20 protein-coding genes are annotated in these 20,266 nt (G+C 71.8%); 14 read left to right on the top strand and 6 right to left on the bottom strand.

Annotated elements, in window-relative coordinates; translation table 11 throughout:
- Nucleotides 1–142: 142 nt before the first annotated feature.
- The 3 genes from BXA11_RS30305 to BXA11_RS30295 all read right to left on the bottom strand — a co-directional run bounded on the left by BXA11_RS30305 (nucleotide 143) and on the right by BXA11_RS30295 (nucleotide 2,522).
- Nucleotides 143–1,012, bottom strand: a complete 870-nt coding sequence (locus BXA11_RS30305; protein ID WP_076440002.1) for an HAD family hydrolase — start codon at nucleotides 1,010–1,012, stop codon at nucleotides 143–145.
- A gap of 55 nt (nucleotides 1,013–1,067) precedes the next feature.
- Nucleotides 1,068–1,829: a DUF5667 domain-containing protein gene (locus BXA11_RS30300; RefSeq protein WP_076440000.1), complete on the bottom strand. Its 762-nt coding sequence runs from the start codon at nucleotides 1,827–1,829 to the stop codon at nucleotides 1,068–1,070.
- A gap of 153 nt (nucleotides 1,830–1,982) precedes the next feature.
- Complete coding sequence (locus BXA11_RS30295; RefSeq protein ID WP_231513791.1) at nucleotides 1,983–2,522, bottom strand: sigma-70 family RNA polymerase sigma factor; 540 nt, start codon at nucleotides 2,520–2,522, stop codon at nucleotides 1,983–1,985.
- 295 nt (nucleotides 2,523–2,817) lie between these two features.
- On the opposite strand from BXA11_RS30295, the gene BXA11_RS30290 reads away from it, so the two are divergent.
- Entirely contained in the window at nucleotides 2,818–4,440 is a 1,623-nt protein-coding gene (locus BXA11_RS30290) for an antibiotic biosynthesis monooxygenase (protein WP_143734597.1), read from the top strand.
- 92 nt (nucleotides 4,441–4,532) lie between these two features.
- Here the strand turns inward: BXA11_RS30290 and BXA11_RS30285 are convergent, their stop codons facing one another.
- Entirely contained in the window at nucleotides 4,533–4,781 is a 249-nt protein-coding gene (locus BXA11_RS30285; protein ID WP_030506831.1) for a glutaredoxin family protein, read from the bottom strand.
- Between the two features lie 194 nt (nucleotides 4,782–4,975).
- Between BXA11_RS30285 and BXA11_RS30280 the strand changes: the two genes are divergently transcribed.
- The 7 genes from BXA11_RS30280 (at nucleotide 4,976) to hemL (ending at nucleotide 12,656) form a co-directional block, all read left to right on the top strand.
- Complete coding sequence (locus tag BXA11_RS30280; protein ID WP_030506832.1) at nucleotides 4,976–5,674, top strand: redox-sensing transcriptional repressor Rex; 699 nt, start codon at nucleotides 4,976–4,978, stop codon at nucleotides 5,672–5,674.
- Between the two features lie 25 nt (nucleotides 5,675–5,699).
- Nucleotides 5,700–6,998, top strand: a complete 1,299-nt coding sequence (locus BXA11_RS30275) for a glutamyl-tRNA reductase (RefSeq protein ID WP_076439994.1) — start codon at nucleotides 5,700–5,702, stop codon at nucleotides 6,996–6,998.
- Nucleotides 6,999–7,033: 35 nt separating this feature from the next.
- The gene (hemC, locus tag BXA11_RS30270) at nucleotides 7,034–7,906 is read left to right on the top strand and encodes a hydroxymethylbilane synthase (RefSeq protein ID WP_231513800.1); all 873 of its coding nucleotides are present in this window, start codon (nucleotides 7,034–7,036) and stop codon (nucleotides 7,904–7,906) included.
- Complete coding sequence (locus BXA11_RS30265; RefSeq protein ID WP_076439992.1) at nucleotides 7,903–9,492, top strand: bifunctional uroporphyrinogen-III C-methyltransferase/uroporphyrinogen-III synthase; 1,590 nt, start codon at nucleotides 7,903–7,905, stop codon at nucleotides 9,490–9,492. Before hemC ends, BXA11_RS30265 begins: the two co-directional genes overlap by 4 nt.
- Nucleotides 9,493–9,560: 68 nt before the next feature.
- The gene (hemB, locus tag BXA11_RS30260; protein WP_076439990.1) at nucleotides 9,561–10,547 is read left to right on the top strand and encodes a porphobilinogen synthase; all 987 of its coding nucleotides are present in this window, start codon (nucleotides 9,561–9,563) and stop codon (nucleotides 10,545–10,547) included.
- Nucleotides 10,548–10,670: 123 nt separating this feature from the next.
- Nucleotides 10,671–11,315, top strand: coding sequence for a bifunctional DNA primase/polymerase (locus BXA11_RS30255; RefSeq protein WP_076439988.1), 645 nt, complete (start codon nucleotides 10,671–10,673; stop codon nucleotides 11,313–11,315).
- A gap of 45 nt (nucleotides 11,316–11,360) precedes the next feature.
- Nucleotides 11,361–12,656 carry a glutamate-1-semialdehyde 2,1-aminomutase gene (gene hemL / locus BXA11_RS30250; protein ID WP_076439986.1) on the top strand — a complete coding sequence of 432 codons (1,296 nt, stop codon included), beginning with the start codon at nucleotides 11,361–11,363 and terminating at the stop codon, nucleotides 12,654–12,656.
- Between the two features lies 1 nt (nucleotide 12,657).
- Here hemL and BXA11_RS30245 read toward each other — a convergent pair whose 3' ends face one another.
- Entirely contained in the window at nucleotides 12,658–13,278 is a 621-nt protein-coding gene (locus BXA11_RS30245; protein ID WP_239104853.1) for a Uma2 family endonuclease, read from the bottom strand.
- A gap of 75 nt (nucleotides 13,279–13,353) precedes the next feature.
- Entirely contained in the window at nucleotides 13,354–14,241 is an 888-nt protein-coding gene (locus tag BXA11_RS30240) for an EamA family transporter (RefSeq protein WP_076439984.1), read from the bottom strand.
- A 201-nt stretch (nucleotides 14,242–14,442) separates the two neighbouring features.
- Between BXA11_RS30240 and BXA11_RS30235 the strand changes: the two genes are divergently transcribed.
- The 6 genes from BXA11_RS30235 (at nucleotide 14,443) to ccsB (ending at nucleotide 20,254) form a co-directional block, all read left to right on the top strand.
- The gene (locus tag BXA11_RS30235) at nucleotides 14,443–15,372 is read left to right on the top strand and encodes a LysR family transcriptional regulator (RefSeq protein WP_030506841.1); all 930 of its coding nucleotides are present in this window, start codon (nucleotides 14,443–14,445) and stop codon (nucleotides 15,370–15,372) included.
- 12 nt (nucleotides 15,373–15,384) lie between these two features.
- Nucleotides 15,385–16,125: a histidine phosphatase family protein gene (locus BXA11_RS30230; protein ID WP_083744681.1), complete on the top strand. Its 741-nt coding sequence runs from the start codon at nucleotides 15,385–15,387 to the stop codon at nucleotides 16,123–16,125.
- A gap of 76 nt (nucleotides 16,126–16,201) precedes the next feature.
- Nucleotides 16,202–16,804, top strand: a complete 603-nt coding sequence (locus BXA11_RS30225) for a TlpA family protein disulfide reductase (RefSeq protein WP_076439983.1) — start codon at nucleotides 16,202–16,204, stop codon at nucleotides 16,802–16,804.
- Nucleotides 16,797–17,528 carry a cytochrome c biogenesis CcdA family protein gene (locus BXA11_RS30220; protein ID WP_076439981.1) on the top strand — a complete coding sequence of 244 codons (732 nt, stop codon included), beginning with the start codon at nucleotides 16,797–16,799 and terminating at the stop codon, nucleotides 17,526–17,528. Before BXA11_RS30225 ends, BXA11_RS30220 begins: the two co-directional genes overlap by 8 nt.
- Entirely contained in the window at nucleotides 17,528–19,303 is a 1,776-nt protein-coding gene (gene resB / locus BXA11_RS30215) for a cytochrome c biogenesis protein ResB (protein ID WP_083744680.1), read from the top strand. The genes BXA11_RS30220 and resB overlap by 1 nt, the downstream gene beginning before the upstream one ends.
- Before the next feature lie 3 nt (nucleotides 19,304–19,306).
- Nucleotides 19,307–20,254 carry a c-type cytochrome biogenesis protein CcsB gene (gene ccsB, locus BXA11_RS30210; RefSeq protein WP_076440112.1) on the top strand — a complete coding sequence of 316 codons (948 nt, stop codon included), beginning with the start codon at nucleotides 19,307–19,309 and terminating at the stop codon, nucleotides 20,252–20,254.
- Nucleotides 20,255–20,266: the final 12 nt, after the last annotated feature.

The following is a 20,266-nucleotide window of genomic DNA, read 5'->3' as shown; positions in this document are numbered from 1 at the left end:
GGCCGGTCCGCCGCCTGAGCGCCGTCGCGGCGCGTGCCGGGCGGATTCCGGCCGCCGCGGCCACGGGAGTGAGGTGCCCGGCCGCCTTGAGCGCGCTCAGAGCGCGGAGCGGCGGTGTCTCAGAGCGCGGAGCGGCGGTGTCTCAGAGCGCGGAGCGGTAGTGGCGGCGCAGGGCGATGCCCGCGGCGACGCCGCCCGCGATGGCTCCCGCGGTCGCGGCGATCGGCAGACCGATCATCGTCGCCTTCCTGCCCGTGCGGAAGTCGCGGACCTCCCAGCCGTTCTCCCTGGCGTGCTCGCGCAGCTCGCTGTCGGGGTTGATGGCGTGCGGGTGCCCGACGAGGGAGAGCATCGGCAGGTCGTTGGCAGAGTCGCTGTAGGCCGAGCAACGGGCCAGGTCGAGGCCCTCACGACGGGCCAGCGCGCGGATGGCCTCGGCCTTGGCCGGGCCGTGCAGCAGGTCGCCGACGAGCCGTCCGGTGTAGGCGCCGTCCGCGGTCTCGGCGACCGTGCCGAGCGCGCCGGTGAGCCCGAGCCGCTGCGCGATGACCCGGGCCAGCTCGACCGGCGTGGCGGTGACCAGCCACACCCGCTGCCCGGCGTCCAGGTGCGCCTGGGCCAGCGCGCGGGTGCCCTGCCACACGCGGTCGGCCATCACGTCGTCGTAGATCTCCTCGCCCAGGCGGACGACCTCGTCCACCTTCAGCCCGGCGACGAAGGCGAGGGCCATCTCCTTGGCCTTGGCGATGTGCTCGGGGTTCTCGTTGCCCCGCACGCGAAACCACGCCTGCCCGAGCGCGAACTTCATGAGGTCACGGCTGGTGAACAGGCCGCGCGACGCCAGTCCCCGGGCGAAGTGGTAGATCGAGGCGCCACGCATCATGGTGTTGTCGACGTCGAAGAACGCCGCCGCCGTGAGGTCGGGGACGACCTCGGGGACGGACACCGCCGCGGCGGCCGCCACTTCGCCGGCGATCTCCGCCTCTTCCCGCCGTCGCAATAGCCGCCTCATGACTCATCAGCTTAACCGCCGCAGAGTGCACGGAACGGGAGCGGGACATGACGTGTCAACGTCCGGAACCCGTGAACGAATCGATATAAATTAGGTATTGGTTAACCTTGTCGCGATTTTCCCCGTCGAGCTTCGGCAGCAACGGCTCCACGAGATTGCGCTGCTCACGGGCGAACTCGCGCGCCTTGCCGTCGGCGCGTCCCTGCCGGACCACCCGGCTCAGCGCGGCCCTGGTGGTCGTCTCCATGTCGTCGAGCGTCTGCCCGATGAGCCGGCGGCGCTCCGGGGTCGCCGCGTTCACCAGCGACGCGGTCTCGGCGGCCCGCTGCCGCGCCGCGACCATCTGCCGCTGCGCCAGTTCCTCGTCGTCGTGCGCGAGGCGGAGCACCGTCGACTCCGCCATCCTCTTCAGCGGATACAGCACCTCGCCGGGCACCGCGTAGTGGGTGCGCACACCGGTCCCGAACATCGCCGCCAGCAGCACGCAGAACACCAGCAGGGGGCGCAGCCGTACGAGCAGGGACCAGCGGGACCGGGGCCGCGGGGGTGGGGCGGCGGGCGCCGCGTGCTTTCCCGCCGCCTGCCTGCCCGCCGCGCGCTCGGCGGCGTGGGCCCGCATCAGGTCGGCCCGCAGCCTCTCGCGGAACTCCGGTCGCGGGCGGCTGCCCAGCAGGGAGCGGAGACCAGCCACGCGTGCGAGGACCCCGCGGGTGCGGGCCGGCGACCGGCCGCGCAGCAGGAAACGGCGACCGGCGCCGTCGCGGGAACGGGCCGACGACCGGCCGCCCGCGCGGCGCGAGCGTCGCCACCAGCCCATCACCGCTCCCGCCATCCCCCGCTTGACGCCCAGCGGAGCCGCTCGCGGGGCTGGGAAGCGTTCGTCACCTTCCGGCCTGCCCGCGAAGTCCACCTGAAGATCCGACCTGCCACATGCCCAACGATGGGGTATGGGTAATGGTTACGGGGGGTGTCAACCGAGATCGTCGGGGAGTTCCCGGGCGAGCGCCCTGATCGCCCGGAACTGGAGCGCCTTGATCGCCCCGGACTTCTTGCCCATGATCATCGCGGTCTCCGCGAGCGACATCCCGTGCAGGAAACGAAGGATCACGCATTCCTGCTGCTCCGGGCCGAGTTGCTTGATCGCCTGCATCACGCGTTCGTTGACCATGTTCGTGACGACCGCGTTCTCGGGGATGTGCGGGCCGTCCAGAGGCGTGTCGAGTATCTCCGCGGTGGTCACCTCGAGGCGGTTGCGGCCCGACTTGTAGTGATCGGTGACGAGGTTGCGGGCGATCGTGACGAGCCAGGCGCCGAAGTCGCGGCCCTGCCAGGTGAACTCGGCCATGCCCCGCAGTGCCCGCAGGAACGTCTCGCTCGTCAGGTCCTCGGCGAGCGCGTGGCTGCCGACCCGGAAGTAGACGTACCGGTAGACCAGATCCAGGTAGTGGTCGTAGAGCGCGCCGAACGCCTCGCTGTCGCCGGTCTTGGCGCGCAGCACGAGGCTCCGCATCTCGTCGTGCTCGCGCTCGCGCTCGCGATCGGAGAGATCGGCGGAACGCGCGGGTTGCGCTGCTCCTGCTGCTACCGGAGGGGAAAGCCCGGCCAACGGCCACGTGTTCGGCATCCGTGATCCCATGGGGGAAGGGGAGTCGGCGTGCTCGAACACTCTAGAAATCAACGGGGGATTACACAATCCGTTCGGGTGGAGGAATCCGCTTCAGGAGTGCGTACGCGGCGAGTGACATTCCCGGACAGGGCGACCGGCTACCGGTGACAAGCCGATGTCCGGCAGCATGGGTGCCACCATGGAAGTCCTCGTCGCTCTCCTCGCGTTCGCCGGCGCCCTGCTCGCCGGCATCACCACCGGCGTCCTCGTCGGGCGTCTCCGTGACGAGCCGGCCGGTTGGCTGATCGCGTGGAGCATCGCCACAGGCACGCTGGCGTTGTCGCTCGGCGCCGTCGCCGTCGGCCATCTCACCGGATTCGGGCCCGTGACGTTCCGGGCCTACCAGATCACCGGCTCGCTGCTGGCGCCGCTCTGGCTGACGATCGGCGTCATCCAGCTCCTCGCGGAGAAGGGCGGCGCCCGCTTCGCCGGCTGGCTCCTCGGCGCCGCGCTCACGGTCGTGGGCACGGTGATCATGGTGCTCGACCCCGTCGTCACCGCCGGCTTCGGCAAGTCGCTGCCCGACGGGCCGGCCCACTGGGACCTCTGGCCGGAGTGGCTGCTGCGGGGCGTCCACGGCCTGGTGGTCTTCATCCTCCTGCTCTGCCTCGCCATGGCGGTGATGGCATGGCGGGACGGAGACGAGTACGACGTCGACAACATGAACGCGACCGTCGTGCTCGCCCCGGCGGGAATGGCGATCTCGGGTGTGCTCGAGTTCGGGCTTCCCGGGCTGGTCGTCGTCGCGGTGCTGGCCGCCTCCGCCGGAGGCGTCTGGTACGTCGTGGCCCGGCCGCTCGCGCCGTACGACGACGAGGGTGAGGACGACGAGGCCCCGGAGGAGGAGTGGCAGGGGCGGCGCGGCGGCCGGGCCGACAGCGCCCTGCGGGCCGAGACCCGCGTGCCCTCCGCGCCCTCGGGGCCGCCCGTGCCGCCGCGCGGGGCTCCTGGAGGCCGCTCCGCCGGAGCCGGTGCGGTGCCGTCCGGTATGCCGGGAGCCGGAGGTGCGGGAGCCGGGGGGCCGGGAGCGCCGCGCCGTTCCGGGCTCGGCGACCTGGTGGCCGAATACCGGGCGGGGGAGCAGAACGAGGTCGACTACGCCGCCCGCATGCGGCCCTCCGACGGTCCGCTGTCCCCCGACGACTTCGGCGGTCCCGCGACCGGCCAGCTTCTCGCCGCGGACCAGTACGGCCAGCCCCGCCGGCCCGAATACGGCATGCCCGCGGCGGCTCCGGCCGAGCCCGACCGGGCGATGCCCGCCACGGGGGCCCTCTATCCCGGGGCGGAGGTCCCCGATCCGGCCGACCTCGCCGCGAGCTTCGGCGTCGGGTTCGGCGGCAGGTCCCGTCCGGCCATGAGCCGCCAGGACGGCGGGCAGGGGCCGCAGCAGGCGGGCCGGCCCGCCGGTCAGGGCGGCTCGGTGAAGCCGGCCCCCGGCATCTACGGCCTGCTGACCGTCTTCACGCTGCTCGACGGCTCGGGCGAGGCATTCGACACGCTGGCGGAGGAGACGGTGGAGGCGGTCCAGCGCAACGAGCCGGACACGCTGCTGTTCGTCTGCCACGCGGTCAAGTCGGCCCCGCTCCAGCGCATCGTCTACGAGCTCTACCGGGACGAGGTCGGCTACGCCGAGCACCAGCGGCAGCCGCACATGGAGCGGTTCGCGACCGAGCGGGTGAAGTACGTGCTGGCGGCCAACGTCATCGAGCTCAGTGTCAACGCCGCCAAGGTGGTTCCCCTCCCCGCCCGCCGGATCCTCTAGGGCCAGGCAGGCCGGACAGGTCCGGGCAGGCCGGAGAGGTCAGGCAGGCCGGTTCAAGGTGGCCGCGCGCCGCACCCACGCCGGCCGTGGCCTCACCGCAGCAGGGCCTCCCGGAGGCGGTTCTCGTTGACCCGCCAGTAGTCGTGCTGCACGCCGTCGATCAGGACGACCGGGATCATCTCCCAGTATTCGGCCTGGTCCTCCGGCGAGGCGGTGATGTCGCGTTCGTCCCAGGGGACGCCCAGCTCGGCGGCCACGCGCTCGACCACGGCGCGGGCGTCGTCGCACAGGTGGCAGCCGGGCTTGCCGAGCAGTGTGATCCGGTGGTCTTGAGGAGCCATGCCCTCGATTATCACGATCCTCCCGGCCCGGAATGGAGACCGCCGCCCCCTCCTGGGACCCTTGTGATGAGGGAAACCGCGCACGATCGACTTTGTGCATTGCTTCACAAAGGCACTAACCTGGTACTCATCCGTCGCATCCGCTATGCGGCCGGGGGCGCAACCGGCCGTCCGTCCCCCTGGAGCCCCGGCAAGTGATCCGCCGTATCCCGCAGGCCCGTGACCGCGGCATCCCCGACGCCACGGTGGCGAGGCTGCCGCTCTACCTGCGCGCACTCAACGGGATGGCCGAACGGGGCACGGCGACGGTGAGCTCGGAGGATCTCGCGCTCGCCGCCGGAGTGAACTCCGCCAAGCTCCGCAAGGACCTGTCCCACCTCGGGTCGTACGGCACCAGAGGTGTCGGCTACGACGTGCAGTACCTCATCTATCAAATCTCGCGTGAGCTTGGTCTCACTCAGGACTGGGCCGTGGCCATCGTCGGCGTGGGAAACCTCGGCCGGGCGCTGGCCAACTACGGCGGGTTCGCCTCCCGCGGGTTCCGGATCGCGGGCCTGCTGGACGCCGATCCGCACGTCGTGGGCGATCGCATCGCAGGTCTCGTCGTCGAGCACGCCGACGAGCTGGAGTCCGTGATCAAGAAGCGCGGAGTCTCGATCGTGGTGATCGCCACCCCCGCCACGTCGGCCCAGCAGGTATGCGACCGTGTCATCGCGGCCGGCGTCACCAGTATTTTGAACTTCGCCCCCGTCGTCTTGGCTGTGCCTGACGGCGTGGATGTCCGTAAAGTCGATTTATCCATCGAACTGCAGATACTTGCGTTCCACGAGCAGCGCAAGGCTAATGGAGGGCCCATCATGGCCGAGGAGTGGCCGGACGGGGTGGTCATGTGAGTGAGCCATCGATCGGAGCGAGCTCATGAGTGTCCTCGTCGTCGGCCTGAGCCACCGGACCACGCCGGTCGCGCTGCTCGAACGTGTCACGGTCAGCGGGGACGCGCTCGTCAAGCTGCTGCACGACGTGCAGTCTGACGAGAACGTGTCCGAGGCGCTGGTCGTCTCGACGTGCAACCGCGTCGAGGTCTACGCAGTGGTCGACCGGTTCCACGGCGGCGTCACCGCGGTGACCAACATGCTCGCCGCGCATTCGGGCCTGCCGCAGGAGACGCTCGCGCGGCACCTGTACGTGCACTACGAGGACCGGGCGGTCCAGCACCTGTTCACCGTCGCCTGCGGGCTCGACTCCATGGTGATCGGCGAGGGGCAGATCCTCGGCCAGATCCGGACCGCGCTGCGCCTGGCGCAGGAGGAGGGCACGGCCGGGACCACGCTCAACGAGCTGGCCCAGCACGCGCTGCGCGTGGGCAAGCGCGCGCACGCCGACACGGGCATCGACCGGGCCGGCGCGTCGCTGGTCGGGGTGGGGCTGACGCTCGCCGAGCGGGCGCTAGGCGACATCACCGGCAGGCGCGCCCTGGTCGTGGGCGCGGGCTCGATGAGCTCGCTGTCCGCCGCGACGCTGTCCCGCGCGGGCGTGACCGACATCGTCATCGCCAACCGCACCCGCGAGCGGGCCGAACGGCTCGCGGAGACGGTCGGCGGGCGTGCCGCGGACCTGGCCGACGTCCCGGCCGAGCTGGCGGAGGCCGACCTGGTCATCTCCTGCATCGGCGCGGGAACCCGCACGATCACCCCGGAGACGCTCGGGCACCGCGACAGGCCGCTGTTCGTCCTCGACCTCGCGCTGCCCCACGACGTGGACCCCGGCGTACGGGACCTGCCCGGCGTGACGCTGGTCGACCTGAAGTCGATGCAGCAGGACGGCGTCGGCGACGACGTCTCCGACGGCGGCAGGGCCGAGGCGATCTGCGAGGTCAGGCGCATCGTGACCGAGGAGGTCGCCGCCTACCTCGACGCGGCGCGCGCCGCGCTCGTCACCCCCACGGTCGTGGCCCTGCGCAGCAAGGCCGCCGGGGTGGTCGAGGCGGAGATGGGCCGGCTGCTGTCCCGCCTGCCGGACATCGACGGGCGGATGCGCGACGAGATCAACCAGACCGTACGGCGGGTCGTGGACAAGCTGCTCCACGAGCCGACCGTACGGGTCAAGCGGCTGGCCGCATCCCCGGGCGGCGACCAGTACGCGGAGGCGCTGCGCGAGCTGTTCGGCCTCGACCCGAAGACGCCCGACGCCGTTTCGAGCCTGGAGGTGGAGCAGTGACCGCCCCCCTGCGGCTCGGCACCCGCAAGAGCCTGATGGCGACTTCGCAGTCGCAGATCGTCGCCGACCGGCTGACCGCCCTGACCGGCCGGGCGGTGGAGCTCGTCGGCGTCACGACCTTCGGCGACGTGTCCCGGGCCCACCTGACCCAGCTCGGCGGCACGGGCGTGTTCGTCAACGACCTGCGCGGCCGGCTGCTCGCCGGCGAGGTCGACTTCGCGGTCCACTCGCTCAAGGACCTGCCGACCAAGCCGGACGAGCGGATCGCCATGGCCGCGATCACGCGGCGGGACGACCCGCGCGACGCGCTCGTCGGCTCGGTCAAGCTGCACGACCTGCCCGCCGGCGCCCGCATCGGCACCGGCTCACCGCGCCGGGTGGCCCAGTTGCGCCTGCTCCGGCCGGACATCGACTACGTCCCCATCAGGGGAAACGCGGACACCCGCATCGGCAAGGTGACGTCGGGCGAGCTCGACGCCGTCGTGCTGGCCGCCGCAGGGCTGGTCAGGATCCGCCGGGACGGGGAGATCGCCCAGGTGTTCGAGGTCGACGAGATGCTGCCCGCTCCCGGGCAGGGCGCCCTCGCCGTCGAGTGCCTGGCCGACCGTGACGATCTCATCGAGCTGCTGCGCGCCGTCGACGACCCGCCGACGCGGGCCGCGGTGAGCGCCGAGCGCTCGGTGCTCGCCGCCCTCGAGGCCGGTTGCGCGGCCCCGGTAGGTGCTTTCGCCTCCGGTGACGGGCACATTCTCAATCTGACCGCCACCGTCGTCGCCGTCGACGGCGGGCGGTCGGTGCGCAAGTCCACCTCCGGACCCTCTACGGCGGCCGTGGAGATGGGCCGCGAACTCGCGGCAGCCATGATCGCCGAGGGGGCCGACACGTTGATGGGGGAGCAGGCCCGTTGAGCCCCGCGAATCACAGCACGCAGACCCGGTCCGGGTTCGTCGCCTTCGTCGGCGCCGGCCCCGGTGACGAGAACCTGCTCACGTTGCGCGGCGCCGACCTGCTGGGCAGGGCGGACGTCGTCGTGCTCGACCGGCAGGCGTACGGCTCGCTGCTGCGCCACTGCCGCGAGGACGTCGAGGTCGTCGACATCTCCGCCGACGCGGCGGAGAACTCGGTGTCGCTGAAGACCATCCAGGCCGCCAAGGCGGGCCGCACGGTCGTGCGGCTCTGCTCGGGCGACCCGTCCTTTTTCTCCTCGGTCACCGACGAGGTGGCCGCCTGCGCCAAGGCGGACGTGGACTTCGAGATCGTGCCCGGCGTGCCGCCGGCCACGGCGGTGCTGACGTACGCCGGCATCCCGCCGGCGGCGTCGGCCCCGGAGTTCCGCATCGTGGACGCCGCGCAGACGGACGACTGGGCCAAGCACGCCGCGTGCGAGGGCACGCTGGTGATCTACAACGGCGTCGCGGACGCGGTCCCGATCGGCAAGGCGCTGATCGCGGGCGGCAAGCCCGACTCGACCCCGGTGGCGGTGACCAGCGACGGCACGACCACCGAGCAGTACACCGTGGTCTCCACGCTCGGGCGGCTCGGTCCCGACCTCAAGCACGCCGGGATGACCGAGCCCGCGCTGATCGTGGTGGGCGACGCGGTCGGCATGCGCGACCGCCTGTCCTGGTTCGAGACCAAGTCGCTGTTCGGCTGGCGGGTGCTCGTGCCGCGCACCAAGGAGCAGTCCGCGGGGCTGTCGGAGCAGCTGCGCTCGTACGGCGCGGTGCCCGAGGAGGTGCCGACGATCTCCGTCGAGCCGCCGCGCACGCCGCAGCAGATGGATCGCGCCATCAAGGGCCTGGTGACCGGCCGCTACGAGTGGGTCGCCTTCACCAGCGCCAACGCGGTCAAGGCGGTGCGCGAGAAGTTCGAGGAGTACGGCCTGGACGCCCGGGCGTTCGCCGGGCTCAAGGTCGCCGCGGTGGGCGACGCCACGTCGCGGGCGCTGGTGGAGTTCGGCGTGAAGCCCGACCTCATGCCGACGGGCGAGCAGTCGTCCGAGGGCCTGCTGGCCGAGTGGCCGCCGTACGACTCGATGCTCGACCCGATCAACCGGGTGCTGCTGCCGCGGGCCGACATCGCGACCGAGACGCTGGTGGCGGGGCTGACCCAGCTCGGCTGGGAGTGCGACGACGTGACGGCCTACCGGACCGTGCGCGCCGCGCCGCCGCCCGCCCCGATCCGCGAGGCGATCAAGGGCGGCGGGTTCGACGCCGTGCTGTTCACCTCGTCCTCGACCGTGCGGAACCTCGTCGGCATCGCAGGAAAGCCGCACAACGTCACGGTGATCGCGGTCATCGGGCCGCAGACGGCCAAGACGGCCGAGGAGTTCGGCCTGCGGGTCGACGTGATGGCCGACAAACCGTCCGCTACGGCTCTCGCCGCCGCGCTGGCGGACTATGGTGCCAAGATGCGGCACGCCGCCGTATCGGCGGGCGAGGTGCCTCGCCGCCCGTCCCAGATGCGCAGGGGCGCGCGGCGACGCGTGAAATGAACTGATTCGCGTACGGCCCGCGGGAGACGTCTCCGCGGGCCGGCGCCGTTCCGAGCGGAGAGAGCACTGTGAACGCTCAATACCCGGTGGCACGGCCCCGGCGGCTGCGCCGTACCGCCGCGATGCGCCGGATGGTCGCGGGGACGCGGCTGCACCCGGCCGAGCTCATCCTGCCGATGTTCGTCAAGGAGGGCATCGCCGAGCCGCAGCCGGTGGGCTCCATGCCCGGGGTCGTCCAGCACACCCGCGAGTCGCTGCGCAAGGCGGCCCACGAGGCGGCCGAGGCCGGTGTGGGCGGGATCATTCTGTTCGGGATCCCCGCGTACAAGGACGCCCGGGGCTCGGGCGCCGACGACCCGGACGGCATCGTCCAGGTGGCGCTGCGCGACCTCGCCTCCGACCTGGGCGACGCGCTGGTGCTGATGACCGACACCTGCCTGGACGAGTACACCGACCACGGCCACTGCGGCCTGCTGACGGCCGACGGCGAGGTGGACAACGACGCGACGCTGGAGCGCTACGCGTCGGCGGCGGTCGCGCAGGCGACGGCCGGCTCCAGGATGATCGCGCCGAGCGGCATGATGGACGGCCAGGTGGGGGCCATCCGCGCGGCCCTCGACGCCAACGGCTTCGCCGAGATCCCGATCCTGGCGTACGCCGCGAAGTACGCCTCCGGGTTCTACGGGCCGTTCCGCGACGCCGCCGAGTGCGCGCCGCAGTTCGGCGACCGCAGCGCCTACCAGCAGGACCCGGCCGGTCCGATCGGCGAGGCGCTGCGCGAGGTGCGCCTCGACCTGGCCGAGGGCGCGGACGCCGTCATGGTCAAGCCCGCCCTGGCCTACCTCGACATCCTGCGCCAGGTGCGCGACACCGTCGAGGTGCCGGTCGCGGCCTACCAGGTCAGCGGCGAGTACGCGATGGTCGAGGCGGCGGCGGCCAACGGCTGGATCGACCGGGAGCGGGTGATCATGGAATCGCTGATCGCGATCCGCCGCGCCGGTGCCGACATGATCCTCACTTACTGGGCCACCGAGGTCGCCCGCGGACTATCCTGACACCTCATCAGGGGGGTCCTGCCGCGCCGCGATCGGGCAGAAGGCATTATCAGGTACATGTACCGCGAGCATCTTGCGTAACGCAGGAGGGCAGCGGGCGTGACGCTTGTGGGGAGGAGCGCCATGGTGGGGGTACCGCTGGCCCGACGCGCGAAACGGCGTGCGCATCACGCGCCGCGGAAGATGACGTCGGTGCTCGAGTACGCGCAGCTGGGTTGGGCGAGCTGTATGGGCGCTCACCCGCTGAGCGAGGGAGGCAGGGCGTGCTCCTGCGACCGGGTCGGCTGTCCCGACCCCGGCATGCACCCGCTGTCGCCCGCGTGGCAGATGCAGGCCACGACGGACACGGCGCTGCTCACGCGGTGGTGGAAACAGGATCCGGACGCGAACGTGATCCTGCCCACCGGCAGGGTGTTCGACGTGTTCGACGTACCGGCCTCGGCGGGCCGTCCCGCCCTGGCCGCGATGGACGCCGCAGGCTTCGACACGGGCCCGGTCGCCGAGAACGGCGACCGGGTGCTTTTTTTCGTGGCGACGCGCGGGGCGCCCGAGGACGAGGACGAGTGGTGGTCCTGCAGCCTGGACGCGGGACCCGAGACGATCGACAGCACGCCGGGGCTGCGCTGGCACTGCCGGGACAGCTACGTGCTCGCGCCGCCGTCCACCACGCCCTCGGGCGAGGTCCTGGGCTGGATCAGGCCCCCCGACGGGCGTCCGCTGCCCGATCCGCTGCGCGTGCTCGACCTGCTCGCCGACTTCTGCGAGTGATTCCCGATACGGGCCCCGCGGAGGTGGGCCCGTAATCTGGAGGGCGTGACTCGCACGCAGACCTCCGAGGACCTGTTCGACCGCGCCCGCCGGATCGTTCCCGGCGGCGTCAACTCGCCGGTGCGCGCCTTCGGCGCCGTGGGCGGCACGCCCCGTTTCATGGCCTCCGGCGAGGGGCCGTACATCACCGACGTGGACGGCAACCGCTATGTCGACCTCGTGTGCTCCTGGGGCCCGATGATCCTCGGCCACCGCCACCCCGCCGTCGTGGAGGCCCTGGAGGAGGCCGTCGCGCGCGGCTTCTCGTTCGGCACCGCGACCGAGGGCGAGGTCCTGCTCGCCGAGGAGATCGCCTCCCGGGTCGCCCCGGTCGAGAAGGTCCGCCTGGTCAGCTCCGGCACCGAGGCCACCATGTCCGCCGTACGGCTGGCGCGCGGCTTCACCGGGCGGGCGAAGGTCGTGAAGTTCGCCGGTTGCTACCACGGGCACGTGGACGCGCTGCTGGCCTCGGCCGGGTCCGGCGTCGTCACCTTCGGCCTGCCCGACACTCCCGGCGTCACCGGAGCGTCCGCGGCCGACACGATCGTGCTGCCGTACAACTCGGTCGAGGCGGTCGAGGAGGCGTTCCGCACGTTCGAGATCGCCTGCGTGATCACCGAGGCGTGCCCGGCGAACATGGGCGTCGTGCCGCCGGCCGACGGCTTCAACCGGCGCCTGCGCGAGCTGTGCACCGAGCACGGCGCGTTGCTGATCATCGACGAGGTGCTGACCGGGTTCCGCGTGTCCGCCTCCGGCTGGTACGGCCTGGACCCCGTCGAGGCCGACCTGATGACGTTCGGCAAGGTCATGGGCGGCGGGCTGCCCGCCGCCGCGTTCGGCGGGCGGGCGGAGGTCATGGCCGCCCTCGCCCCCGAGGGGCCCGTCTACCAGGCCGGCACGCTGTCGGGCAACCCGCTCGCCTGCGCGGCCGGGCTGGCCACGCTGCGCGCCTGCGACGACGACGCGTACGACAGGATCGACGCGTCCGCGCTGGTCATCGGCAGGGCCGCCTCCGACGCGCTGGCCGCGGCCGGGGTTCCGCACCGGCTCCAGCGGGCCGGAAACCTCTTCTCGATCTTCTTCACGGACACCCCGGTCACCGACTTCGACTCGGCCCGGACGCAGAACACCGACGCGTACCGCGCGTTCTTCCACAGCATGCTCGACCAGGGCGTCTACCTGCCGCCGTCGGCATACGAGGCGTGGTTCCTGTCGGCGGCCCATGACGACGAGGCACTGACCCGGGTGGCCGAGGCCCTGCCCCTGGCCGCCAAGGCCGCCGCCCAGGCCGCCGGGGTCTGACTCACGTCACCAGCCGGTCGAGATCCACCTCGAACGGGAAGGGCACCTGCACCGCCAGGTGCCCGTGGTGGATCCCGGTCGGCGTGTACGCGCCCGTGGCGGGGTCCCGTTCGTACACGTAGACGACGGGACGGCCGTCGCTCTCCTCCACCCGCCAGAAGTGCGGGATGCCCGCCTCCGCGTACCGTAGGGGCTTGAGCTTGCGGTCGCGCTCCACCGACTCGGGGGAGACGATCTCGATCACGAGACGGACCTCTCGCGCTTGGTAAAAAGTGCGTGCATTGTCCGCAGCGGCCTCGGCGTCGATGACCATCACATCTGGGCGGGGGCGCGTCCGTTCCCCCAGCTTGACGTCCATCCGCTGGACGGCTGACAGATGCGATGGGGCCTCGGCGTCGAGCCGTTCTGTCAGGCCGCGGATGAGGCTCTGGTGGAATCGCCGCTGGGGGGAGATGAAGACGAGTGCTCCGTCGATCAGCTCGACGCGTTTGAAGAAGTCGGGCTCGCCGTTCGGGCCCTTCGAAGGCAGATGATCGAGGTCGTCCGCGCTCCACCCCCAGGGAGGCGGCGCCGGCCAGTACTCGAGTGCGCTGCTCACGTCGTGCACTTCGGTGTCATCCACGTCACACACGGTAGCCGTTCCACTCAATCTCGTGACCCTTGCCCATGTCTCCCGATCGGCATGCGAGGGCGAGGGTCAGCGGGAGGCGGGCACGGGGGGTGTCGTGAGAACCGTACGAGGGCGCGCGTTGGCGAACAGGAGGCCGGCGAGGATGAGGGCGCCGGCGGCGACCGTGAGGAGGGAGATCGGCTCGCCGGTGAACAGCGCGGCGGAGGTGATGCCGAAGACCGGCACGAGCAGGCTGTACGGCGCGACGACCGAGGCGTCGTAGCGGGCCAGCAGCCACCCCCAGACGGCGAACCCGCCGAGGGTGGACAGGAACGCGGTGTAGAGCACGGCGCCCACGCCCTCGGCCGTGAACGACCCCAGCGAGGACGGCCCCTCGGTCACCAGGGCCAGCGCCAGCAGGGGCGGCGCCGAGACCGCGCTCACCCAGACCATGAACCGCAGGGAGTCGGGCGGCGCGGCCCTGCGGGTGGCGAGGTTGCCGAGCCCCCACCCGGCCGCCGCGCCGACGCACAGCAGGAACGCGCCGAAGGGGATCGCCCCCGACCTGGCGGTCACGTCGGCCGCGATCAGGCCCAGGCCGCCGAAGGCCACCGCAGTACCGATGATCCGGCGCCGCCCCAGGCGCTCGCCCAGCAGCGTGGTCGCGAACAGCGCGGTGAAGACCGCCTGCACCTGGAGGACCAGGGAGGTCAGTCCGGCGGGCATGCCGGCACGCATGCCGAGCAGCAGCAGGCCGTACTGGGCGACGCCGAGTGACGCGCCGGTGGCCAGCACCCACCGCCAGGGCACGCGTGGCCCTCCGGCGACGAGCACGGCGGGGAAGGCGGCCAGCAGGAACCGGAGGGCGGCGTACGTCAGCGGCGGATAGTGCTTCAGACCCGTCTGCATGACGACGAAGTTGAAGCCCCAGACGGCGGCGAGTGCGACGGCGAGAGCCAGGTGGCGGGGGCGCATGGATCAGTGGATCAGCGCGAGGAGAGGCGGTGGTCGCGGGACTGCCGCGTCTGCCGCGCCAGGGTCTCCAGATAGGACGTCTGCTCGGAACGGATGGGCTTCGTGAAGAGTCTGTTGAAGATTCGCATGGCTATATCGTCGCATCGCTAAACAGTTGAGCGCAAACAAGTTTTTCTAAGCAGAACGGTTTAGACTGGCTACATGTTGGACCTGAACCGGTTGAAGGCACTGCACGCCGTGTCGGTCTACGGCTCCGTGGGCGCGGCGGCCGAGGCGCTGATGGTCACCCCTTCGGCGATCTCCCAGCAGCTCGCGAAGCTCGAACGGGAGACCGGCGCCGTCCTGATCGAGCGCAACGGGCGCGGGGTCAAGCTGACCGACGCCGCCGGGCTGCTCGCCGAGCATGCCGAGCGCATCCTCGCGCTCGTGGAGACGGCAGAGGCCGATTTCGAGGCGCTGCGCGGGGAGGTGGTCGGCAAGCTGACCATGGCCGCCTTCCCCACCGCGGCCCGGGGCATCGTGCCGCGTGCCCTGACCTTGCTCAAGAGACAGCATCCCGATCTCGACCTGCTGCTCTACGAGAGGGAGCCGGAGCGGCAGATCCGCGAGCTGGTACGCGGCGACCTCGACCTCGCCGTCTTGCAGGACTGGCTCAACCGGCCGATGGCGCTGCCCGAAGGGTTGTCGCGCACGACCCTGCTCGACGACGTGGCCGACGTCGTCGTGCCGGCCGACCACCCCCTGGTGAACGCCGAGCGGGTGCGGCTGAGCGACCTCGCCGGCGACAACTGGATCAGCTCGACCCCCGGCACGGTGTGTCACGACTTCCTGGTGTTCCTGTTTCGTTCCGAGGAGCGGGAGCCGCGGATCGTCTGCATGGCCGACGAGTACCCCACCCACCTCGCGCTGGTCGCCGAGGGCCACGGCTGCGCGCTCATCCCCCGGCTGGGCAGGGGACCGCTGCCCGAGGGCGTCGCCGTCCTGCCCGTCCAGCCGCCGCCCGTACGGCGGATCTACGCGGTCTGGCGGACCGACGCCGCCCGCCGCCCCGCGATCCGCGCCGCCACCGACGCGCTGCGTTCTGCCACCGACGCGCTGCGCCCCGCGTGCTCCGAGCTGCCCGGCGGGTAGGCTGTCCAGGTCATGACAGAGATGACCATCGTTCACCTGCTCCGGCACGGTGAGGTTCACAATCCCCGTGGGGTCCTGTACGGCAGGCTGCCGGGCTACCACCTGTCCGAGACCGGCCGCCGGATGGCCGAGGTGGTCGCCAAGGCCGTCGAGGGCAGAGACGTCGTCGCGCTGTGGAGCTCGCCCATGGAGCGCGCCCAGGAGACCGCGGCGCCGTCCGCCCGGGCCCTGAGCCTGGAGGTGGCGACCGACGAGCGGCTGACCGAGGCCGGCAACGTCTTCGAGGGCCTGCGGATGGCCGGGAGCGACAACGTCTTCCGCGACCCCCGCTCCTACCGCCACTTCAGGAACCCGTTCCGTCCGTCCTGGGGCGAGCCGTACACGCAGGTCGTGGCGCGCATGAAGGCGGTCGTGGACGACGCGCGCGCGGCGGCACGCGGCCACGAGGCACTGCTCGTCAGCCACCAGCTGCCCATCTGGATCATCCGGCTGGCGGCCGAGGGCAGGCGGCTGTGGCACGACCCCCGCCGCCGCCAGTGCGCGCTCGCCAGCCTCACCAGCCTGACCTTCGAGGGTAACCGGCTCATCAGCGTCGGCTACAGCGAGCCCGCGGGGGCGCTGCTCAGGGCCGGCGCGCCGCTGCAGGGCGAGGCCGCGCTGTTCGACAAGGCCGACGACGCGCTCCCGGAGGCCCTTCGGCCGGGCTCGGAGGACGAGGAGACCCCCGGACCGCGATCCGTCCCCGGCGTGTGACCCGGCGAACGGGGCACGCGCGTCGCTCGGTAGGCTTACAGCTCTACCGGTTGTAGTACAAGGAGATCCTCCTCCCGTGTCCGCCAAGCGCCTGACAGCCGACCGCGCCACCGCCAAGCGCCTGAGCGCGCTCGTCGCCGCGGCCGTGGCCGCGACGGCCCTCGCCGGCTGCGCGGGCGGCCAGGCGGCCCAGCCCCGCTCCGGCGACACGCGCTTCGTCGCGGGGGACGGCCGTGTCGAGTTCTTCGCCGCCGCGCAGCGTCACAAGGCGCCCGTGATCGAGGGGCAGACCCTCGACGGAGGCACCGCTGCGCTCACCGCGGGCAAGGTCCACGTGCTGAACTTCTGGGCCTCCTGGTGCGCGCCCTGCCGGGCCGAGGCGCCCGTGCTCAAGGACATCGCGGCGACCAGCAAGTCCAAAGGCGTGGAGTTCCTCGGCGTCAACTTCAAGGACCTCAAGGCCTCCGCCCAGGCGTACGACCGCTCGATCGAGCCCGGCTACCCGAGCATCTACGACCAGAGCGGCAAGGTGCTGCTGCAGTTCCAGGGCACGGTGCCGCCCGCCGCCATCCCCTCCACGCTGATCATCGACGCCCAGGGCCGCATCGCCGCCCGTGCGCTCGGCGCGGTCAAGTACGACGACCTGCTGTCGGCCGTCACCAAGGTGACCGATGAGTGACCTCGGCAGCACCGTGGCGACCGGGTCGCTGCTGCTGGCCGCGCCGATCGCGGCGGCGGCGGGGCTCGTGTCGTTCGTCTCACCGTGCGTGCTGCCGCTGGTCCCCGGCTACCTGTCGTACGTCACGGGTATGAGCGGAGACCCGAAGCGCGGCCGGATGGTGCTCGGCAGCGCGCTGTTCGTGCTGGGGTTCGCGGTCGTGTTCGTGCTGGGGGGCGCGCTGTTCGGCGGCCTCGGCGCGGCGCTGCACGGCAACGCCGACGTGATCACCAGGGTCCTCGGCGTGGTGACGATCGTCCTCGGGCTGGCCTTCGTGGGCATCGTCCCCGGCCTCCAGCGCGACGTGCGCATCCATCGGCTTCCCTCGGCCGGGATCGCGACGGCCCCGCTGCTCGGGGTCGTGTTCGGCCTCGGCTGGACGCCGTGCATCGGCCCGACGCTGGCGGTGGTGATGACGCTCTCGGTGAACCAGGGCAGCGCGATGCGCGGCGCCGCCCTCGCCTTCGCGTACGCGCTGGGCCTCGGCCTGCCGTTCGTGGTGGCGGGGCTGGCCTACCGCAAGGCGCTCCACACGTTCAAGGCGGTCCGCCGCCACACCCCGCTGATCACCAAGGTCGGCGGGGCGATGCTCGTGGCCGTCGGCGTGCTGCTCGTGACCGGGCAGTGGTCGGAGATCATCGTCCACCTGCAGGTCTGGGTCGGCGGCTTCAGGCCGGTGATCTGATGAGCGCCCCCGACGACCTCGCCTCGGCCGTGCGCGAAGAGTCCGCCGCACAGGAGCAGGCCGAGCAGGAGCAGGCCGGGCAGGAGCAGGCCGGGCAGGAGCAGGCCGGGCAGCAGGCACAGGAGCGGACGAAGCCCGTCGGCCTGGGCGTGGTCGGCTGGGCGCGCTGGACCTGGCGCACGCTCACCTCGATGCGCACGGCCCTGATCCTGCTGTTCCTGTTCGCGCTCGGCTCGGTCCCCGGGTCCATCTACCCGCAGCGAAGCGTCGATCCGGGCAGGGTCGCGCAGTATTTCAAGGACAACGCGACCCAGGCGAAATGGCTCGACCGGTTCTGGCTGTTCGACGTCTTCAGCTCACCCTGGTTCGCCGCGATCTACCTGCTGCTGTTCATCTCGCTGGCCGGCTGCGTGTTCCCACGCGCGCTGGCGCATCTCAAGGAGATCCGGCGCCGCCCGCCCGCCGCGCCGCGCAACCTCCTGCGCCTGCCGCACAGCGAGGCGTTCGAGGGCGGGCTCACGCTGGAGCAGGCCGCCGCCGAGCTCAGGCGCAGGCGGTTCCGGGTGGTCACCGGCGACGGCTGGGTGTCGGCCGAGAAGGGCTACCTCCGCGAGACCGGCAACCTCCTGTTCCACGTCGCGCTGCTCGTGCTGCTGTTCGCCGTCGGCGCCGGAGGTCTGTTCGGCTATCGCGGAAACGTGCTGGTGGTCGAGGGCGACGGTTTCTCCAACGCCGTCGCGGCCTACGACCGCTTCATGCCCGGCAGCCGGGTCACCGCCGAGTCGCTCGAGCCGTTCTCCTTCACCCTCAAGGACTTCCAGGCGAGCTACGTGGCCGCCGGGGAGAAGCAGGGCCAGCCCCTCGACTACCTCGCCAAGCTCACCGTGCAGGACTCGCCGACGGCCGCGCCGCGCGAGGTGGACCTCAAGGTCAACGACCCGCTCGACGTGAACGGCACCCTCACCTACCTGATCGGGCACGGGTACGCCCCCACGTTCCGGGTGACCGACGGCAAGGGCCAGGTGGCCTACGACGGCCCGGTGCCGTGCCTGGCCGACGACCAGGCCACGTACACGTCCGAGTGCGTGATCAAGGTGCCGGACGCCCAGCCGACCCAGCTCGGGTTCCTGGCGCGCTTCCTGCCCACGACCGTGCCGAACGGCGACGCCTGGGTGTCCGTCTTCCCGGGCGCCGCGAACCCGACCGTGCAGGTCTTCCCGTTCGCCGGCGACCTCGGCCTGAAGTCGGGGCAGCCGCAGTCGGTGTACCAGCTCGACACCACGAGCCTGAAGCCGCTCGGCAAGATGTCGGCCCAGCCGACCCCGCTCAACGTGGGCGACACCAAGGAGCTCGCCGACGGCGCCGGGAAGATCGAGTTCACCGGCGTCAAGGAGTGGATCAGCCTCCAGATCACCTACGACCCGGGCCGGGAGCCTGCCCTGCTTGCGGCGGCCGCCGCGGTCATCGGGCTCGTGCTGTCCCTCACGATCCGCCGCCGCCGCGTCTGGGCGCGAGTGAAGGACGGGACGGTCACGGTGGGAGGATTGACCCGCACCGAAGGCGGTGGCGCGGCCTTCGCCGAGGAGTTCGCCGAGATCGTCGCCGCCCTGCGCGGCGACCCGCCCACCGGCGACCGGGCCGGCGACGACCCGCCCACCGGTGGCCAGGGCGGCGACAAGAGCGGCGAGCCGGACGAACCCGGGAGCGCCGGGCACGTCGCGCCGGACGCGCCCACCGGAAACACTGCGCCGGGCGCCCGCCCGGACGAGGAGTGAGTGATGCCCGCCGAGGTCAATGAGAGTCTCGCCACGCTGAGCGACCAGCTCATCCTGGTCACCGTCCTGCTGTATCTCGGCGCGATGATCTGCTACGCGCTGGATCTCGCCTTCGGCCGGGCCCGTACGGTCGTGGCCGAACGCCGGCGGCAGCTCGTCGGCGCGGGCGGTCCCGCCCTGCCCGAGGAGACGGCGGAGGCGTCAGGCCCGCAGCCGGCCGCGTGGGCGGCCCGAGCCGGAACCGTCGGCGTGGTCCTCACCTGGATCGCGTGGGCCGGCAACCTCGCCGGCATCCTCACCCGCGGCGTCGCCGTCGGCCGCTGGCCGTGGGCCAACATGTACGAGTTCGTGGTGGCCATCTGCTTCGCCGCCGTCACCGCGTTCCTCGCGCTGCTGATCCGCCAGCCGATCCGCTTCCTCGGCGCGTTCGTGACCGTGACCGCGGCACTCGGGCTGGGCTTCGCCGTGCTGTTCCTGCACGTCCAGGCCGGGCCGGTGATGCCCGCGCTGCACTCGTACTGGATCGCGATCCACGTCACGGCGGCGATCGTGGCCAGCGGGCTGTTCATCCTGGCGGGCGTCTGCGCGATCCTCTACCTGATCCGCAAGGACGGGCGGCCGTCGGTGCTGCCGAGCAGGGAGGGCCTGGAGCGCGTCGCGCACCGCGCGATCGTCATCTCCTTCCCGATCTGGACCTTCGCCGTCATCGCCGGCGCTCTGTGGGCCGACCGGGCCTGGGGCCGCTACTGGGGCTGGGACCCCAAGGAGGTGTGGGCGTTCATCACGTGGGTCGTCTACGCCGCCTATCTCCACGCCCGGGCGACGGCCGGGTGGCGCGGCAAGGCTGCGATGATCGTCTCGCTGGTAGCCTTCGGCTGCCTGCTGTTCAACCTCATCGGCGTCAACATCTTCTTCTCGGGGCTGCACTCCTACGCCGACGTGCCCAAGTAAGACGGGCCGGGG

It is taken from the genome of Microbispora rosea (assembly GCF_900156315.1).
Classification (GTDB): Bacteria; Actinomycetota; Actinomycetes; order Streptosporangiales; family Streptosporangiaceae; genus Microbispora; species Microbispora rosea.
Note: the sequence above shows the minus strand (reverse complement) of the source record. Positions and strands in the feature narration are given on the sequence as shown.

What these genes read in the sequence shown, in the direction of transcription:
- BXA11_RS30290 (WP_143734597.1), top strand. Translation starts at nt 2,818, where the DNA reads ATGGAAGTCCTCGTCGCTCTCCTCGCGTTCGCCGGCGCCCTGCTCGCC.
- ccsB (WP_076440112.1), top strand. Translation starts at nt 19,307, where the DNA reads ATGCCCGCCGAGGTCAATGAGAGTCTCGCCACGCTGAGCGACCAGCTC.
- BXA11_RS30255 (WP_076439988.1), top strand. Translation starts at nt 10,671, where the DNA reads ATGGTGGGGGTACCGCTGGCCCGACGCGCGAAACGGCGTGCGCATCAC.
- BXA11_RS30285 (WP_030506831.1), bottom strand. Translation starts at nt 4,781, where the DNA reads ATGGCTCCTCAAGACCACCGGATCACACTGCTCGGCAAGCCCGGCTGC.
- BXA11_RS30240 (WP_076439984.1), bottom strand. Translation starts at nt 14,241, where the DNA reads ATGCGCCCCCGCCACCTGGCTCTCGCCGTCGCACTCGCCGCCGTCTGG.
- resB (WP_083744680.1), top strand. Translation starts at nt 17,528, where the DNA reads ATGAGCGCCCCCGACGACCTCGCCTCGGCCGTGCGCGAAGAGTCCGCC.
- BXA11_RS30230 (WP_083744681.1), top strand. Translation starts at nt 15,385, where the DNA reads ATGACAGAGATGACCATCGTTCACCTGCTCCGGCACGGTGAGGTTCAC.
- BXA11_RS30295 (WP_231513791.1), bottom strand. Translation starts at nt 2,522, where the DNA reads ATGCGGAGCCTCGTGCTGCGCGCCAAGACCGGCGACAGCGAGGCGTTC.
- BXA11_RS30305 (WP_076440002.1), bottom strand. Translation starts at nt 1,012, where the DNA reads ATGAGGCGGCTATTGCGACGGCGGGAAGAGGCGGAGATCGCCGGCGAA.
- BXA11_RS30275 (WP_076439994.1), top strand. Translation starts at nt 5,700, where the DNA reads ATGAGTGTCCTCGTCGTCGGCCTGAGCCACCGGACCACGCCGGTCGCG.
- BXA11_RS30220 (WP_076439981.1), top strand. Translation starts at nt 16,797, where the DNA reads ATGAGTGACCTCGGCAGCACCGTGGCGACCGGGTCGCTGCTGCTGGCC.
- BXA11_RS30235 (WP_030506841.1), top strand. Translation starts at nt 14,443, where the DNA reads ATGTTGGACCTGAACCGGTTGAAGGCACTGCACGCCGTGTCGGTCTAC.
- hemC (WP_231513800.1), top strand. Translation starts at nt 7,034, where the DNA reads ATGGCGACTTCGCAGTCGCAGATCGTCGCCGACCGGCTGACCGCCCTG.
- BXA11_RS30300 (WP_076440000.1), bottom strand. Translation starts at nt 1,829, where the DNA reads ATGGGCTGGTGGCGACGCTCGCGCCGCGCGGGCGGCCGGTCGTCGGCC.